This window comes from Nocardia sp. NPDC046473 (assembly GCF_040645995.1).
Taxonomy (GTDB): Bacteria; Actinomycetota; Actinomycetes; order Mycobacteriales; family Mycobacteriaceae; genus Nocardia.
Genome location: NZ_JBEYZJ010000014.1, coordinates 197,604 through 211,309 on the forward strand (window position 1 = coordinate 197,604; position 13,706 = coordinate 211,309).

Consider the following 13,706-nt stretch of genomic DNA (forward strand, 5'->3'; position numbering starts at 1 on the left):
ATGACACCACTACATATTTCGAGCCGGAGATTCCTGCTGGACCTGGCTGAACTCGCCACCTTCGGACGGCGGCAGGACGGCGGGATCGACCGCGTCGCCGGTTCCGCCGCCGACCTCGCGTCCCGAGCCTGGATCAGGGAGCGCATCGAAGCATGCGGCCTGTCCAGCTGGGCCGACGACACCGGTAATGTCTTCGGCCGCCGCGGCGACAGCCGAGGCCCCTGGTTGCTGGTCGGCTCGCACACCGACACGGTGCCCGGCGGGGGCTACCTGGACGGCGCCTATGGCGTCATCGCGGCACTCGAGGTGCTTCGCGTGCTCCATGAGGCCGACCACCCGGCGGCGGACATGCTGGAGATCGTGAGTTTCTGGGATGAGGAAGGGGCACAGGCCACCTCGACGGGGGGACTGGTGGGCTCCACCGCCTTGTGCGCGGGCGGCCATATCGAGAGCATCGCGGGCTACCTGGAACTACATATCGAGCAGGGGCCCCGGATGGAAGCCGCGGAGCTCGAGCTCGCCGCGGTGAGCGGAATCGTCGGTGTGGCACGCTATTCCGTGACCATGCAGGGTGTCGCCAACCACGGCGGGACCACTCCCATGCTGGGACGGGCCGACGCGGGGCAAGCAGCGGTCAAGGCGGCGGCCCAGATCATCGACCTGGTCACCGCCCTGGACCCCGACATGGTCGCCAACCTCGGTTTCATCGAGTTCGAGCCCGGCGCACCCAATGTGATCCCGGGCCGGGCCGAATTCGTCGTCGAGTTCCGGGCCGGTACGGAACAAGCGCTGCGGACGGTGCGCCGTCGGTTGGAACAGCTGGTCCAGCGCAGTGCCGAGGCCGAGAACTGTTCCGGCACAGTGGAACAGATCTCCTACAAGCCGGTCGCTCGTTTCGATCCCGCGCTGTGCCACACGGTGGAGATGTCGCTGCGAACGGTCGCTCCCGCTGTCGGCAGGCTGCTCAGCTACGCCGGACACGACGCCAGCGTGCTCAGCCGCTACGTGCCGACAGCAATGGTTTTCGTGCCGAGCACCGGCGGTATCAGCCACGCCCCGGACGAATACACCCCCGAACCGCTGCTGGTGCAGGGAGCACAGGCCCTGCTGCAGTGCGTCCTCGCCGTGCATGCGAGCGCCTCGTCGCCGCGGGGCGCCGAGCTGGTGCCCCAAACGACACCCGGTGTCCACAGCCGACCGCGCTGACCGATCCGAAAAGCCTTCTCCGCGAAGATATTTGCGGTAGGTAGGGAAAACATGACTGTTCTGGACCCGCCATCGCCGGATATGGTGACCCGCACAGCGGCTTGTACGTTGCCGACAAAAACAGGGAGAGGGGGGTTATGAGGCTTTCGGCGAAAACATCGTCGGCGATTCTCCGAGTGGTGGTCTGCTCGATGGCGGTGCCGCTCGGCGTGACGGCATGCTCCGACCTGGGACCGGCCCCCAATCACACCTCGGACGATACGTCGGTGGCAGGCAATCCGGCGGTGCTCGAGATCCACAACGGCAGCGGATCGGTACGGGTGACGCCGGGCAATGCCGTACAGGTTCACCGGGAGATCGCCTACCGATCGCACGCCCCCTCGGCTGTGCCGGGCCAGGCGAACGGCACGCTGGTGCTCAGCGCGGAATGCGACAACTGCAGGATCGATTACACGGTGACCGTCCCGGCCGCGACAAAAATCAGCGTCTTCGGCGGTTCCGGTTCGGTGGACGTCGAGGGCGTCGGCGAGGTCACCTATCGGGGTGGTTCCGGATCGGCCACGATCAGGAAGATCGCGGGCCCGGTGGACGTGGAGAGCGGTTCCGGCAGTGTGTCCCTGAGCGATGTCGCGCCCGCCGTCGCGGCGACCACCAGATCGGGCGATATCGGCATCGAGCTGTCGGCCGCGCCGAACAAGCTGACCGCGCACAGCAGGTCGGGCCATATCTCCGTCACCGTGCCCGCTCACCCCTATCGGATCGATGCGCATACCGACAGCGGATCGATCCACAACCGAATCCCCGACGTCGCCGGTGCGGCGGACACACTGACGGTCGCCTCGGGTTCCGGCGACATCGATCTCACAACGTCCTGAATTGTTCCGACTGTGGAGAAGGGTGGATCGCGCATGCGATCGGTTCCGAAATCCGTTGGCGCGCCGGATAGCGTCGGCCATGCAGGTGGTCCCGCTGTTCGGTTGAACCGACTCGAGCGAGTGTACGGCGCGGGCGGCGGAGCGGTGTCCGCGCTGCGCGGTGTGACACTCGACCTGCCGAGGCAGGCGATGACGGTGGTGATGGGTCCGTCCGGCTCGGGGAAGAGCACGCTATTGCACTGTGCGGCAGGCTTGGACAAGCCGTCGGCGGGCACGGTCCACCTCGGCGCGCACGAGCTGACCGCGATGTCGGAGACCGAGCTGACCGTGCTGCGCCGGGAACAGATCGGTTTCGTCTTCCAGTCCTTCAACCTCATCGCGTCGCTCACGGCGGCGCAGAACGTGGCATTGCCGTTGCGCCTGGCGGGAATCAAAGCGGAGCGCAACCGGGTGGAGCAGGCGCTGGCACTGGTGGGTCTCGGCGATCAGGCGGGCCGCCTGCCTGCCGCGCTGTCCGGCGGTCAGCAGCAGCGGGTGGCCCTCGCCCGCGCGCTCATCACCCGCCCGCAGGTGATCTTCGGCGACGAGCCGACCGGTGCGCTCGACACCAGCAACGCCCGGCGAGTACTGGAGCTGCTCCGTCGAGCGGTAGACGAATGGGCGCAGACGGTGATCATGGTGACCCACGATCCCGTGGCCGCGTCCTTCGCCGACTCCGTGGTCTTTCTCGCCGACGGACAGGTGGCCGACATCATCACCGCACCGACCGCCGATCGCGTCGCAAAGCGAATGACCGAGCTGGAGCGGGTGTCGTGACCCGGTTCTGGACTACCGTTCGGCATCGGAAGGCGGCGCTGGTTGCCCTGTTCTTCGCCGCCGCCCTGGTCGCATTGTGCGGGGTGCTGCTGGCAACCGGTCTGGCCGGATCCATGGCACCCGAGCGGTATGCGGGGTCGCCCCTCGTGGTCACCGGCGATCAGCAGGTGCATTGGACGCAGTACCACAAGGGCGCGCCCCGGTATCGAACCAAGGACCTGCCGGACCGGGCCTGGGTGAGCGACACCGTCCCCGCCCGCCTCGCCGCCGTGCCAGGCGTGACGCGCGTGGTATCGGAACTCACCTTCCCGGTACATCTCGTCAAGGACGGGCAGGTTGTCGAAGGACCGGAGTCGTCGGGGCACGAATGGGACTCGGCCGCAATGACTCCGATGAGTCTCGGTACCGGCGCCGTCCCGTCCGGCTCCGGTGACGTCGTCGTGGATGCCGCGACCGCGGCGGCGGAGAACCTGAATGTCGGCGACAAGATCCAGGTGATCGCCGGCGACGGGCCCGGTATCTATACGGTCACCGGCATCACCGATCACGGGTTGCGGCAGGGGCTTTTCTATTTCTCCAGCGCCGAGGCCCGGCGCCTGGCGGGCCACCAGGGCCAGGTCGCGGCGATCGGGGTCTGGCCTGCCTCAGCCGAAGACGCGGTGCGGCAGGCGCTTCGGGATACGCCCACGAGCGTCCAAGTCGGTGACGGGCGCGGCACCCAGGAATTTCCCGACGCCTCGAGCTACCGGGTGAAACTCATCAGCATGGGCGCCACCGCGGGTGGGACCGCGCTGGGGATCGCCTTGGTGGTGGTGGCCGGCACCTTCACCCTCGCCACCCAGCAGCGGCTTCGGGAGATCGCACTGCTGCGGGCCGTCGGCGCGACGCCCCGACAGGTTCGGTCCATGATCGGCCGGGAGGCGATCGGGCTCGGCCTGGCAGCGGGGGTTTCGGGGGCGGTGGCCGGGACGGCGCTGGCCGCGCTCTCCCAGGGATGGCTGGTCGACTCCGGTATCATTCCGGCCACACTTCGCTTGTCGCTCAGTCCGATTCCCGCCGCCGTCGCCGTGGCGACCACCCTGCTTGCGGCCTGGTGCGCCGCCGTGGTTGCGGTATGGCGCACCAGCCGGATGCATCCGGTCGAGGGACTGCGCGAGGTGGCACTGTCGGGCCGGGGCACGGCGTGGTGGGCAAAGGTGGCCGGCGTGGTCGCGATCATCGGATTCGCCGGGGTGTTGACCACGCTGGTGCTGGCGCACACCCAGAAGGCCGGGCTGCCCGTCAGCATGGGCGGCATCCTGGTCCCGGCGATCGCCGCCGGATTCCTCTCCGTGCCGCTCGCCGGGCTCGCGGTGGTCCTGACCTCGACCGGCGCCAGGTTCTCCCGCGTCAGCGGATACCTCGCCGCCGCTGCGGGACGATTCGAACCGCGCCGTCTCGCAGCGGGATTCGCCCCACTCATCCTGGCCGTATCCGTCACGTGCACCGCGTTGTCCCTCGCGCCGACGCTGGCCGGGGCGGCCGGGGTGCAGGCCCGCGACGGGATCCTCGCGGACTACACCGTCACCGGGCAGGCCGGCGTGCCACCGGCCCTGGCCGCCACGCTGCGATCGGAGCCCGGCGTGGCCGCGGTCACCGAGATGGTCGGCGGCAGCGCGTTTTTGGACGGAAGCCGATATTCCGTGCAGGGCATGACACCGGCCGATCTCAGCACCATGGTCGACCCGGAGATCTACGCGGGCTCGCTGGCGGGGATGGCCGCCGACACGGTCGCGGTCAGTGACAACGCCGCCGACGGCGCACAGACCAAGGTGGGCTCGGAACTGAAGCTGACCCTCGCCGACGGCACCGCGGCCACCCTGCGTGTGGTGGCTCTCTACCGTCGAAATCTCGGTTTCGGCGACCTGATTCTGCCCCGCGATCTGCTTGCGGCCCATGTCGATACGCTGCAGGACAATGCCATTCTGATCAAGGGGGGCGACCGCGCCCGGATCGAAGCGGCCACGGCCGCGTTCCCGGGGGTCGGCATCACCGACAACGCCCCGGCGCCGGTTCAGTCGCGCAACAACGAGGCCCTCAATGCGCTCGTCGTGGGGCTGGTGATCGCCTTCACCGGCATCGCCGTCGTGAATACCTTTGCCATGGCGACCTTCCAGCGCCGCCGGGAACTGGCCGCACTGCGCCTCATCGGCATGAGCCGTGCCAAGATCATGGCCATGCTCGGGTGGGAAGCCGGTGCGGTGGGCGTGGTCTCGGTGATCGTGGGAACATTCGTCACCCTGCTCACGCTCGCGGCGTTCAGCAAGGGGATCACCGGCTCGATCGTCCCGTCGATCGATGCCACCACCTATCTGGTGACGATCGTGGGAACCGTTGCCGCAGCCTGTCTTTCGACCATGATTCCAGCCTGGCTGCTCTGTCGGACGCGCGCGGTGGAGGCTATCGCGGTGCGCGAGTAGCCTTCCGCGTCGTCCCGGCGCCGCCCCGTCAGGGGGTCTCGTATCCGAGCAGGAACGGGACCACCGACGGGGCGGCGCCGTTGTGCAGGAGCGACCGTGCGGCGGTATGGCGCAGGGTGTATGACGATACGTCGGTGATCCGCAGTGCCGGGTTGGCGCGTGCGGCGGTGGCTGCGTGCTTGGCGATCACCTGCTCCACGGCAGCTGGGTTGAGTGGTCCGCCGGATCGAGTGCAGAAGATCAGCTCGGTGTCGTTGCCTTCGGCCAGCCACATGCTCAGTGCGGCAACAGTTTCCGGAGTCAATGGGATGGCCCGGTAGGCGCCGCCCTGACCATGGCAGCACAGGTGCGGATCGGTGTCCAGGTGCGCGTCCGCGCGGCAGAGCCGGACTATTTCCGATGCTCGTAGCCCGGTGTGCACCGCCACCTGCAGCAGGGTGTGATCACGTCGGCCGATCCAGGTCGATCCGTCCGGGGCAGCCAGGAGTGCGTCGGTTTCCTCGTCGGTGAGGAAGCGGATCCCGCTGGCGTCGTCCGGTTCGAGCATGGCCATGACAGAGCTCCTATCGTGGTGGAATACCTACTGCCGCAAAGAATTACGGCAGTCAACTGGGCCTTGCGCCGAGGTCTGGTCAGTGGATGTCGATACCACCGGATTCGGTTTTGACCTTGATCGTGTTACCGGCGTAGCGGTTGTTGGGTACGTCGATCGTCGAGGTACCGGATCGGCTGGTGGCGTCGATGTAGTACTCGGCGGTCGGGAGGTTCAGGTCAACGTGACCGGCGGCGGTGGTGATGGTCACCGCGGTGGGGACGGCGATGAAGCCGACCCGGACCTCGCCGCTGGCCGCGCTGGCGATCAGCCGGTTCGAGCGGCTGCCGTGCACCACGATCTGTCCGCTGCCGCTGTGCAATTCGACCGGGCTCGCCGGGTTCGCGACCTCGATGGAGCCGGATTGCGTACGCGCGGTGAGGGGGCCCGTGAGATCGGCCAGGGTGATGCTGCCCGACTTGACCTCGGCCTGAACCGTGAGCGTTGCCGGCAGGGTGATGTCCAGATGTAGCGAACAGGCGCTCCGGCAGCCGCCGGTCACGGTCGTGACGGAGTCCGCGGTGGACGCCGTCATCGTGTTCGGTGTGGCGGTGTAGGGGTAGTCGCCGGTGGCGGTGACGTGTACCGATTCGTCTGTCCCGGCGCGCAGGGTGATGTCGGCGGCGTCGGCCGCCACCCGAAGGCTGGTGCCCGCGGCGACGGTGGCGGTCGCGGAGAACGGTTTTCGCGGCAGCACATGATCGACGATCAACGACAGACCGCTGGCGACCACGAGTACGAACACCAGCAGGCCGGTGACCAGGAACCAGCGGCGGGTCCGCGGTGTCATTCGGCGACCCCCAGGTACTGCAGCACGGCGAGGACACGGCGGTTGTCACCGTCCTCGGCGGGCAGGCTCAATTTCGTGAAGATATTGCGGATGTGTTTCTCCACGGCGGCCGCGCCGATGAACAGTTCGGCGCCGATTCCGGCATTGGAGCGTCCCTCTGCCATCGTCGCGAGCACCTGACGCTCCCTGGCCGACAGGGTAGCCAGCGGATCCTGCCGGCGGCTTCGGGCGAGTAGCTGTTTGACCACTTCGGGATCCAGGACGGTCTCACCGCGATGGACCCGGGCCAGGGCGTCGACGAAATCGTCGACCTCGGACACCCGGTCCTTGAGCAGGTATCCGAGACCACCGCCGGCATCGGGGTCGTCGCGGGACTTGTCGGCGCCGATGAGGTCGAGCGCATAGCGCTCCTCGACGTACTGGGACAACACGAGCACACCCACGCCGGGCCAGCTGGAGCGAATCGTCAGGGCGGCGCGCAGGCCCTCGTCCACGAAGGTCGGCGGCATCCGCACGTCGACGACGCAGACGTCGGGCTCGTCGTCACCGAGGGCGCTCAGCAGGGCATCGGCATCGCCGACGGTGGCGCACACCTCGATGCCCTGCTCCCGTAGCAGGGCCGCGATGCCTTCCCGCAGCAGCGCCGAATCCTCGGCGATCATCACTCGCATGCCATCTCCACTTCGATGACCGTAGGGCCACCGGCGGGACTGGCGATGCGGATCCGCCCGTCGACGCCGGCAACGCGGTCGGTCAGGCCGCGTAGCCCGCTGCCGCACGCCGGATCGGCGCCGCCGACACCATCGTCGGTGATTGTCGCGGTGAGGCGGTCGCCGGTGCGGGTGATCGCCACCCGCGCCCGCTCGGCCCGAGAGTGCTTGGCGACGTTGGTCAGGGCCTCGGTCACCACGAAGTAGGTGATGCTCTCCACCGTGATCGACGGGCGCGGCGTCACGCGCACGTCGACCTCGACCGGGATGGGGCACTGGGCGGCCACCGCGGACAGCGCGGCATCCAGACCCCGATCGGTCAGCACCGGCGGGTGCAGGCCGCGGGTGAGATTGCGCAGTTCCGTAATCGCCTCGTTCGCATTCCTTTTGGCCTCTTCGGCAAGGGCGCGGGTCTCGAGGTCGCCGGATTTCTTCAGGCGGGCGCTGATTCGGCCGAGCATGATCGAAAGAGCGACCAGGCGCTGCTGGGCACCGTCGTGCAGATCGCGTTCGATGCGCCGTCGCTCGGCCTCGGCCGCCTCGATGGTCGCGGCCCTGGTGCGCTGCAGATGCTCGACGCGCTGGGTGAGTACCGCGTGCGGCGACGGGAGCAGCAGCGCGTCGGCGAGGGCGATGTCCAGCGCCAGCAGCAGCCGCATCACCCTGGGCACCAGCACCGCGCCGAGCGCCAGCGTTAGCACCGTCACCGCGATCGCCGCGCCGACGCCGCCGAGCGCCAACGGGCCGACGACGATCTCGCCCGCCGGCCTGCGCGCCCAGTACACCTGCATCAGCAGCAGTGCCAGCGGAAACGACCAGGCGATCAGCAGGCCGCCCAGGGTCACCGCCGACACCGGAACCAGCAGGACGAAGTAGCCGATGTGGCGCCAGAGCGTGCGATCGGTGATCAGGCGGCGGGCGGACTGGATCACCGGGCCGGACAGATCCGGCGGCGTCGCGGGCGGGATGTCCCGGCCTCCGGTGGCGGCGAACCGGTTGCGCTCGAACGCCGCCAGCCCGTACAACGTCCACCTGGCGGCGATCACCAGCGGAATCCCGAGACCGATCGGCACCAGGACGAGTGCCACCGCGAACCACGTCACCGCCAGCGCGCCGAGCACGGCGACCACGCCGTCGACGGCCACGTGGGCGCACGCCGTCCACAACGCCGCCGTCCGCCACGGGCGCAGCAGGCGCACCGGAATCGAGAGCACGGACGGTGCCGTCATGCGCGATTCTCCATGGCCCGCCCGCGCGATCGATGCCGCGAAACGTCGTCGGCGCTCTCACTGTCCGACGGCAGTGTCCGCTCCCGCAGTGCCCGCGCGGCGAACCACAGTGCGGCGATACCGACCGGGAATTCCAGGCACACCGCCATCAGCAGCGACGCGGTGAATCCACCGGCGGACAGTGAGCTTCCGATGTCGAACACGCCGTCAGCGAAGAACAGCCCGGCGCCGACCGAGGCGCTCAGCGCGGCCGCGGTGCTGCGGCGCAGCAGCAACAGCAGGGTCACCGCCGCGCAGAGGGCCTCCGCGGCGTCGAGACCGAGCCAGAGCAGCGGCCAGTTCCCCACCCGCACGGTCTGCGGCAGGGTGGCGAAGAGGATGACGCACCATGGAATAAGAAGCACCGTAACGCCTCCTGCGCACAGCACCGCCCATCGGTGGCCCGGGGACTGCGCAGCCCGCCGCGGCCGGGTCACGAGGGGACGATGTTCTGGCCAACTCAGCATGTCTTCCAGTCTGGCGATCGGCGACGGACCGGTCAGCCAAGGATACCGACCAATCCGAGGTAGGGTTTTCCCTCCGGCACAACAGGTTTCACCCGGCCGGCGTCACGACGCGAGGAAGTCGTGCACCCGGGTGCCCCGCCCGTCGCGCTCCGCTCGCGCCCGCACGAATTCCGCGAGTGCGATGTCGAGCACGCCGAGCCCGAAGGGGGAGTAGACCACGTGCCGCTCCGGCTCGCGCCGCAGCTGTGCCGTGCCGCGCAGCAGCGCCCCGATCTGCGCGGTCACGAAATCCCGGTTACCCGTGTGCTGTTCGGTGAGGTGTAGCGAGGTCCGCTCACGACAGACGTGATCGGTGTCGTCCACGATGTTGACGGCGTCGAGGATCGTCTGCACGGTCAGGTCGCGCAGCGAGACGTGCAGGACCGTGCTGCCCGGGGGACAGGGCGACAGGTCCAGGTGCGGTTCGGCCGCGGTGGTCGCCAGCGACAGCAGCGGGTGGGCGGCGAGGGCCTGGTCGAGGGTGCTCGCCAGCACCGTCCGCACGCCGGGCACGGCCTCGGCGCTGGTCCGCGCGAACGCCTCGGCGCGCGCCGGATCCTGGTCGTAGAGCGTGGCCTCGGCCAAGCCGGGCAGGGCGGCCGCGAGAAAGCGCAGGATCTCGAGGTTGATCACGCCGCAGCCGACGAGCGTCACGCCGGTGGGCGTGTCCAGGCCGACGAGCAGGCGCGCGGCCAGGGCGGCGCTGGCCGCGGTGCGCTTGGCGGAGATGACCGAGCCCTCGAGAAACGCGGTCGGGCGGCCGTTCTCGACCGAGTTGAGGACGACGGTTGCGGTGGCCCGCTCCAGGCCGGCCGTGACATTGCCGGGGAAGGAAGCGATCCATTTCATCCCGGCGATCGGCGCGGCGCCGCCGCGATAGGCGGGCAGGCCGATGATGCGGTCACGCCGGTGACGCTCCTCCGGGAAGCGCAGGAACGTCGAATGCGGCAGTGTCGTGCTGCCCGCGTCGTGTAGCCGATACGCCTCGGCGACAACGTCGATGATCGCCAATTCCTGGTCTCGCAGGGTCTCCACCACGTCGGATCGCCGAAGGATCAGCATGCCTGTTCGTTCCTCTCGATAGCCGGTCGCGACCGGACGATCCACGGCCCGGTTCCGGTCGACCCTGGCCCCGGCGGCTATACGGCGTCTCTAAATAGAAAACCGATAGACCCGTCGCCGACGCTGGAGGTTGGAAAGGAGCACGCTGTGGCCATCCGCCATCTCATTTCTCTCGATGACCTCACCGATGTCGACCTGCAGTCCCTGGTGACTCGCGGTGCCGAGTTCGCTTCGGGCGCACCGACTTCCGGCCGACCGCTAGCGGAAACGGTGACCGGCATCTACTTCCGCAAGACCTCGACCCGGACCAGGACCGCCTTCTCCGCGGGCGCGCTGCGACTCGGCGCGCAGATCATCGCGTACAACGGCGCCGATCTGCAGATCAACACCGGAGAGACGAGCGAGGACACCGGCCGGGTGCTGTCCCGCATGCTCGACACACTGGTGGCTCGGACCGCGGGCGATCCCGCCGAGCTGCGCGTCTGGGCGGCCCAGGACCGCATGTCGGTGGTGAACGCGATGAGCGAAGACGAGCACCCCACCCAGGGATTGACCGATCTCACCACGCTGCTGCGGCATTTCGGCCAGCTGTCGGGGCTGCGCGTGCTCTACGTCGGCGAGGGCAACAACACCGCCGCCGCACTCGCCCTCGGGCTGACCCGCTTCCCCGGCACCGAACTGGAACTGCGCACGCCGCCGGGCTACGGACTCACCGCGGATATCCGGCGCCGAGCCGAGACCTGGGCCGCGGCACACGGATCGATGCTGCGCGAGCGGCACGATATGACCGACCTCCCCGCGGATGTGGACGCCATCTACACCACGCGGTGGCAGACCACCGGCACCAGCAAGCCCGATCCCGACTGGCGCCGGATCTTCGCGCCGTTCCAGGTCACCGAGGCACTGTGGCAGGACAGTCCCAAGGCCGTCTTCCTGCACGACCTGCCTGCCCATCGGGGTGAGGAGGTGACGGCGGAGGTGCTGGACGGTCCGCGCAGCATCGCCTTCGACCAGGCCGAGAACAAGATGCACAGCGCGATGGCGGTATTGGAGTGGTGCCGGGTCGGCGTCGTCGCGGCCGCCGGCGGGCACCTATGAGTCTGCTCGACGAGTCCGCACCGGGAGGTGTGCGCGCCGAGACGGTTCCGCTGCGTCGTAATCGGGACTTCCTGCTGCTGTGGACCGGCGCCGGCGTCTCGATGCTCGGTCTGCGCGCGAGCGTGGTCGCCTACCCGCTGCTCATGCTGTGGTACGGGAACAGCCCGATGGGCGCGGGTCTGGTCGGATTCGCCGCCCTGCTACCGCAATTGGTGGTGCAACTGCCGGCCGGCGCGCTGGTCGACCGCTGGGATCGGCGGCGGCTGCTGATCGGCAGTGACCTCGCCGGGTTGCTGGCCATGGCCGTGGTGGTGGCGATGCTGGCTTCGGGCAACCTGTGGTTGCCCGTGCTGATGGTGGCGGCGTTCGTCGATGGATCGGCGGCGCTCTGCTACCGGCTCGGCGAGCGGGCCGCCATCAGCCATATCGTGCCCAACGACCAACTGCCCCAGGCCATGGGGCAGAACGAGGCGCGCGGCCAGGCGGCCGGGTTGCTCGGCCAGCCCACGGGGAGCGGCCTTTTCACCCTCGGCTCCTGGGTGCCGTTCGGTTTCACCGCCATGGCGCATCTGCTGGCTCTCGTCACGTTGCTGTTCATCCGCAAGGATCTGCAGGGACCGCGGACCGCATCCGCCCGCAATGTCCGGACCGAGGTGCTCGAAGGCATGCGGTGGGTGTGGCGGCAGCGGTTCCTGCGGGCTGCCTTCGGGCTCATCGCCGCGAGCAACCTGCTCTTTCAGGTTCTCGTACTGACCCTTTCGCTCACCGTCAAGGAACACGGCGGCTCGGCGTTGTCCGTCGGTCTCATCGGATTGGTGGGTGGGCTCGGCGGCATAGCCGGGGCGTTGGCCGGGGCCAGGGTGGTCGGACGGGTGCGGCTGTTCACCGTGATCGCCGGCGCGCTCATCGTCTGGACGGCGCTGATGACGCCCGTAGCCTTAACCAGCCAGCCCCTCGCGCTCGGATTACTCATGGCCGGAATGGGTTTCGCCGGCGCGCTGATGAACGTGGTGGTCGGGGTACGCCAGCTGGGCGCGACCCCCGGCGGGCTGCAGGGACGGGTCAGCAGCGTCTTCGCGCTCGTCTCGTCCGGCACGGCGTCCGCAGGCGCGTTCGTCGGCGGCCTGCTGCTGAGCAGCTTCGGCACCCGGACCACAGCTCTGACCATCGCCGCGGCCATGGGCCTGCTGGCGTTGATCGCCGTCGTCAGCCCCACGCTGCATGACGACGCCCTCGCCCAACCCGAACCCCTACCCAACTGAACGGCATCAGATCGAACGCGCGGTATCTGGCCGCTTGGGGCGCTGGTCGGCCGTCCAATTTGGTTGGCCGGCAGCACTTCTCAACGTCGCGCTGGCGAACGACCGACAGACCGAGCAGGCCAACGCACGATAATGTCGCCCTAGCATGCTCGATGGTGGTGGTCGCTACCGCCGTCGCGGGCGCGCCGATGCGGCAAAGACGTTGATGCGGTGGCTCATCCAGCACGGCGAGGGACCGTCGAGCGAGTTGCTGTATCCGTGCCCGCAATTCTGTGGGCGTGCCTCGGGTCGGTGTACCGTCCCGACGCGTGACGCAATGTTTCTGGGTTCGTGACGTTCCCATCGGGATGTGCGATCCGCGACTCCGAGCGGAGACCTGAATACTGCGGCACGCAGATCGAATGCGTTTCCCCATCAATTCTCAGGAGACACCATGCGACACCGCAATATGCTCGTTCGGATGCCGATCATCGGAGCGTGCGTCGCCGCGGCACTGCTTTCGTCCGGCACAACCGCGAGCGCGGCCGGACCCTACGGCGCTCAGCTGGCGAACACTCCCACCGCTTGCCGCGACTTTCCCATCCCTACCGAGATCAACGGCAACGCGCAGAGCCGCCCCGATCTCGGTCCGCTGGGCACCGTCGGCGTTTGGTACGGCTTCCAGCACCGCGCCTTCGTCTACACCCCCTGCACGGTGACCGTCACCGCACACTGGACCAACCTCGACACCGGAGACTCCGGCTCCGTGGACGTTCCGCTCAGTGGCGGTTGGGGTTTCGCCCTGCCCGCGAACAGCGGCGCCATCAGCCGGGCCACCTTCTTCACCGGAGTCGGCCGCGTCAGCATCACCACGACGACGGATATGCCACACCAGGTGATGCCCGCCGCCGAGTTCTACGCCGGCTGAGGAAGTAGCCGAGGGCCGTGCGTTCCGGTGACTCGGTTCGGAGCGCCCTCGAGTCGTGTGCCGGGTGCCTGTGGTGACAGGTCCGTGGCGGCGTGGTGCGGGATAGGCGGCTGAATCCGTTGTAGTCTCTGGGCGATTTGCTCCAAGTCCTTGTC

General features: G+C 68.6%; 13 protein-coding genes. 7 read left to right on the forward strand and 6 right to left on the reverse strand.

Annotated features, from left to right (window positions below; translation table 11 throughout):
• From ABZ942_RS40990 to ABZ942_RS41005, 4 genes are all read left to right on the forward strand, one after another.
• Window positions 1-1,206: a Zn-dependent hydrolase gene (locus tag ABZ942_RS40990; RefSeq protein ID WP_357391663.1), complete on the forward strand. Its 1,206-nt coding sequence runs from the start codon at window positions 1-3 to the stop codon at window positions 1,204-1,206.
• Window positions 1,207-1,343: 137 nt separating this feature from the next.
• Entirely contained in the window at window positions 1,344-2,081 is a 738-nt protein-coding gene (locus tag ABZ942_RS40995) for a DUF4097 family beta strand repeat-containing protein (protein ID WP_357391664.1), read from the forward strand.
• Between the two features lie 102 nt (window positions 2,082-2,183).
• Window positions 2,184-2,897: an ABC transporter ATP-binding protein gene (locus ABZ942_RS41000; RefSeq protein ID WP_357391665.1), complete on the forward strand. Its 714-nt coding sequence runs from the start codon at window positions 2,184-2,186 to the stop codon at window positions 2,895-2,897.
• Window positions 2,894-5,356 (forward strand): FtsX-like permease family protein, encoded by a 2,463-nt coding sequence (locus ABZ942_RS41005; RefSeq protein WP_357391666.1) that lies wholly within the window; start codon window positions 2,894-2,896, stop codon window positions 5,354-5,356. The genes ABZ942_RS41000 and ABZ942_RS41005 overlap by 4 nt, the downstream gene beginning before the upstream one ends.
• A 28-nt stretch (window positions 5,357-5,384) precedes the next feature.
• Here ABZ942_RS41005 and ABZ942_RS41010 read toward each other — a convergent pair whose 3' ends face one another.
• From ABZ942_RS41010 to sbnB, 6 genes are all read right to left on the reverse strand, one after another.
• The gene (locus ABZ942_RS41010; protein WP_357391667.1) at window positions 5,385-5,909 is read right to left on the reverse strand and encodes a tyrosine-type recombinase/integrase; all 525 of its coding nucleotides are present in this window, start codon (window positions 5,907-5,909) and stop codon (window positions 5,385-5,387) included.
• A 79-nt stretch (window positions 5,910-5,988) separates the two neighbouring features.
• Window positions 5,989-6,738 carry a DUF4097 family beta strand repeat-containing protein gene (locus ABZ942_RS41015; protein WP_357391668.1) on the reverse strand — a complete coding sequence of 250 codons (750 nt, stop codon included), beginning with the start codon at window positions 6,736-6,738 and terminating at the stop codon, window positions 5,989-5,991.
• Complete coding sequence (locus tag ABZ942_RS41020; RefSeq protein ID WP_357391669.1) at window positions 6,735-7,409, reverse strand: response regulator transcription factor; 675 nt, start codon at window positions 7,407-7,409, stop codon at window positions 6,735-6,737. The genes ABZ942_RS41015 and ABZ942_RS41020 overlap by 4 nt, the downstream gene beginning before the upstream one ends.
• On the reverse strand, window positions 7,400-8,677 hold the full coding sequence (locus ABZ942_RS41025; RefSeq protein WP_357391670.1) for a sensor domain-containing protein: 1,278 nt from the start codon (window positions 8,675-8,677) through the stop codon (window positions 7,400-7,402). Before ABZ942_RS41025 ends, ABZ942_RS41020 begins: the two co-directional genes overlap by 10 nt.
• Window positions 8,674-9,081, reverse strand: a complete 408-nt coding sequence (locus tag ABZ942_RS41030; protein WP_357391671.1) for a hypothetical protein — start codon at window positions 9,079-9,081, stop codon at window positions 8,674-8,676. The genes ABZ942_RS41025 and ABZ942_RS41030 overlap by 4 nt, the downstream gene beginning before the upstream one ends.
• A 204-nt stretch (window positions 9,082-9,285) precedes the next feature.
• A complete protein-coding gene (sbnB, locus tag ABZ942_RS41035; protein WP_357391672.1) occupies window positions 9,286-10,284 on the reverse strand; it encodes a 2,3-diaminopropionate biosynthesis protein SbnB in 999 nt (332 codons plus the stop codon).
• Window positions 10,285-10,431: 147 nt separating this feature from the next.
• Here sbnB and ABZ942_RS41040 point away from each other — a divergent pair, with 147 nt between their 5' ends.
• From ABZ942_RS41040 to ABZ942_RS41050, 3 genes are all read left to right on the forward strand, one after another.
• Window positions 10,432-11,382, forward strand: a complete 951-nt coding sequence (locus tag ABZ942_RS41040; protein ID WP_357391673.1) for a hypothetical protein — start codon at window positions 10,432-10,434, stop codon at window positions 11,380-11,382.
• Window positions 11,379-12,644, forward strand: coding sequence for an MFS transporter (locus tag ABZ942_RS41045; RefSeq protein WP_357391674.1), 1,266 nt, complete (start codon window positions 11,379-11,381; stop codon window positions 12,642-12,644). Before ABZ942_RS41040 ends, ABZ942_RS41045 begins: the two co-directional genes overlap by 4 nt.
• 460 nt (window positions 12,645-13,104) lie before the next feature.
• Window positions 13,105-13,551 carry a hypothetical protein gene (locus tag ABZ942_RS41050; RefSeq protein ID WP_357391675.1) on the forward strand — a complete coding sequence of 149 codons (447 nt, stop codon included), beginning with the start codon at window positions 13,105-13,107 and terminating at the stop codon, window positions 13,549-13,551.
• Window positions 13,552-13,706: the final 155 nt, after the last annotated feature.

What these genes read in the sequence shown, in the direction of transcription:
- ABZ942_RS40995 (WP_357391664.1), top strand. Translation starts at nt 1,344, where the DNA reads ATGAGGCTTTCGGCGAAAACATCGTCGGCGATTCTCCGAGTGGTGGTC.
- ABZ942_RS40990 (WP_357391663.1), top strand. Translation starts at nt 1, where the DNA reads ATGACACCACTACATATTTCGAGCCGGAGATTCCTGCTGGACCTGGCT.
- ABZ942_RS41010 (WP_357391667.1), bottom strand. Translation starts at nt 5,909, where the DNA reads ATGGCCATGCTCGAACCGGACGACGCCAGCGGGATCCGCTTCCTCACC.
- ABZ942_RS41025 (WP_357391670.1), bottom strand. Translation starts at nt 8,677, where the DNA reads ATGACGGCACCGTCCGTGCTCTCGATTCCGGTGCGCCTGCTGCGCCCG.
- ABZ942_RS41015 (WP_357391668.1), bottom strand. Translation starts at nt 6,738, where the DNA reads ATGACACCGCGGACCCGCCGCTGGTTCCTGGTCACCGGCCTGCTGGTG.
- ABZ942_RS41045 (WP_357391674.1), top strand. Translation starts at nt 11,379, where the DNA reads ATGAGTCTGCTCGACGAGTCCGCACCGGGAGGTGTGCGCGCCGAGACG.
- ABZ942_RS41020 (WP_357391669.1), bottom strand. Translation starts at nt 7,409, where the DNA reads ATGCGAGTGATGATCGCCGAGGATTCGGCGCTGCTGCGGGAAGGCATC.
- sbnB (WP_357391672.1), bottom strand. Translation starts at nt 10,284, where the DNA reads ATGCTGATCCTTCGGCGATCCGACGTGGTGGAGACCCTGCGAGACCAG.
- ABZ942_RS41050 (WP_357391675.1), top strand. Translation starts at nt 13,105, where the DNA reads ATGCCGATCATCGGAGCGTGCGTCGCCGCGGCACTGCTTTCGTCCGGC.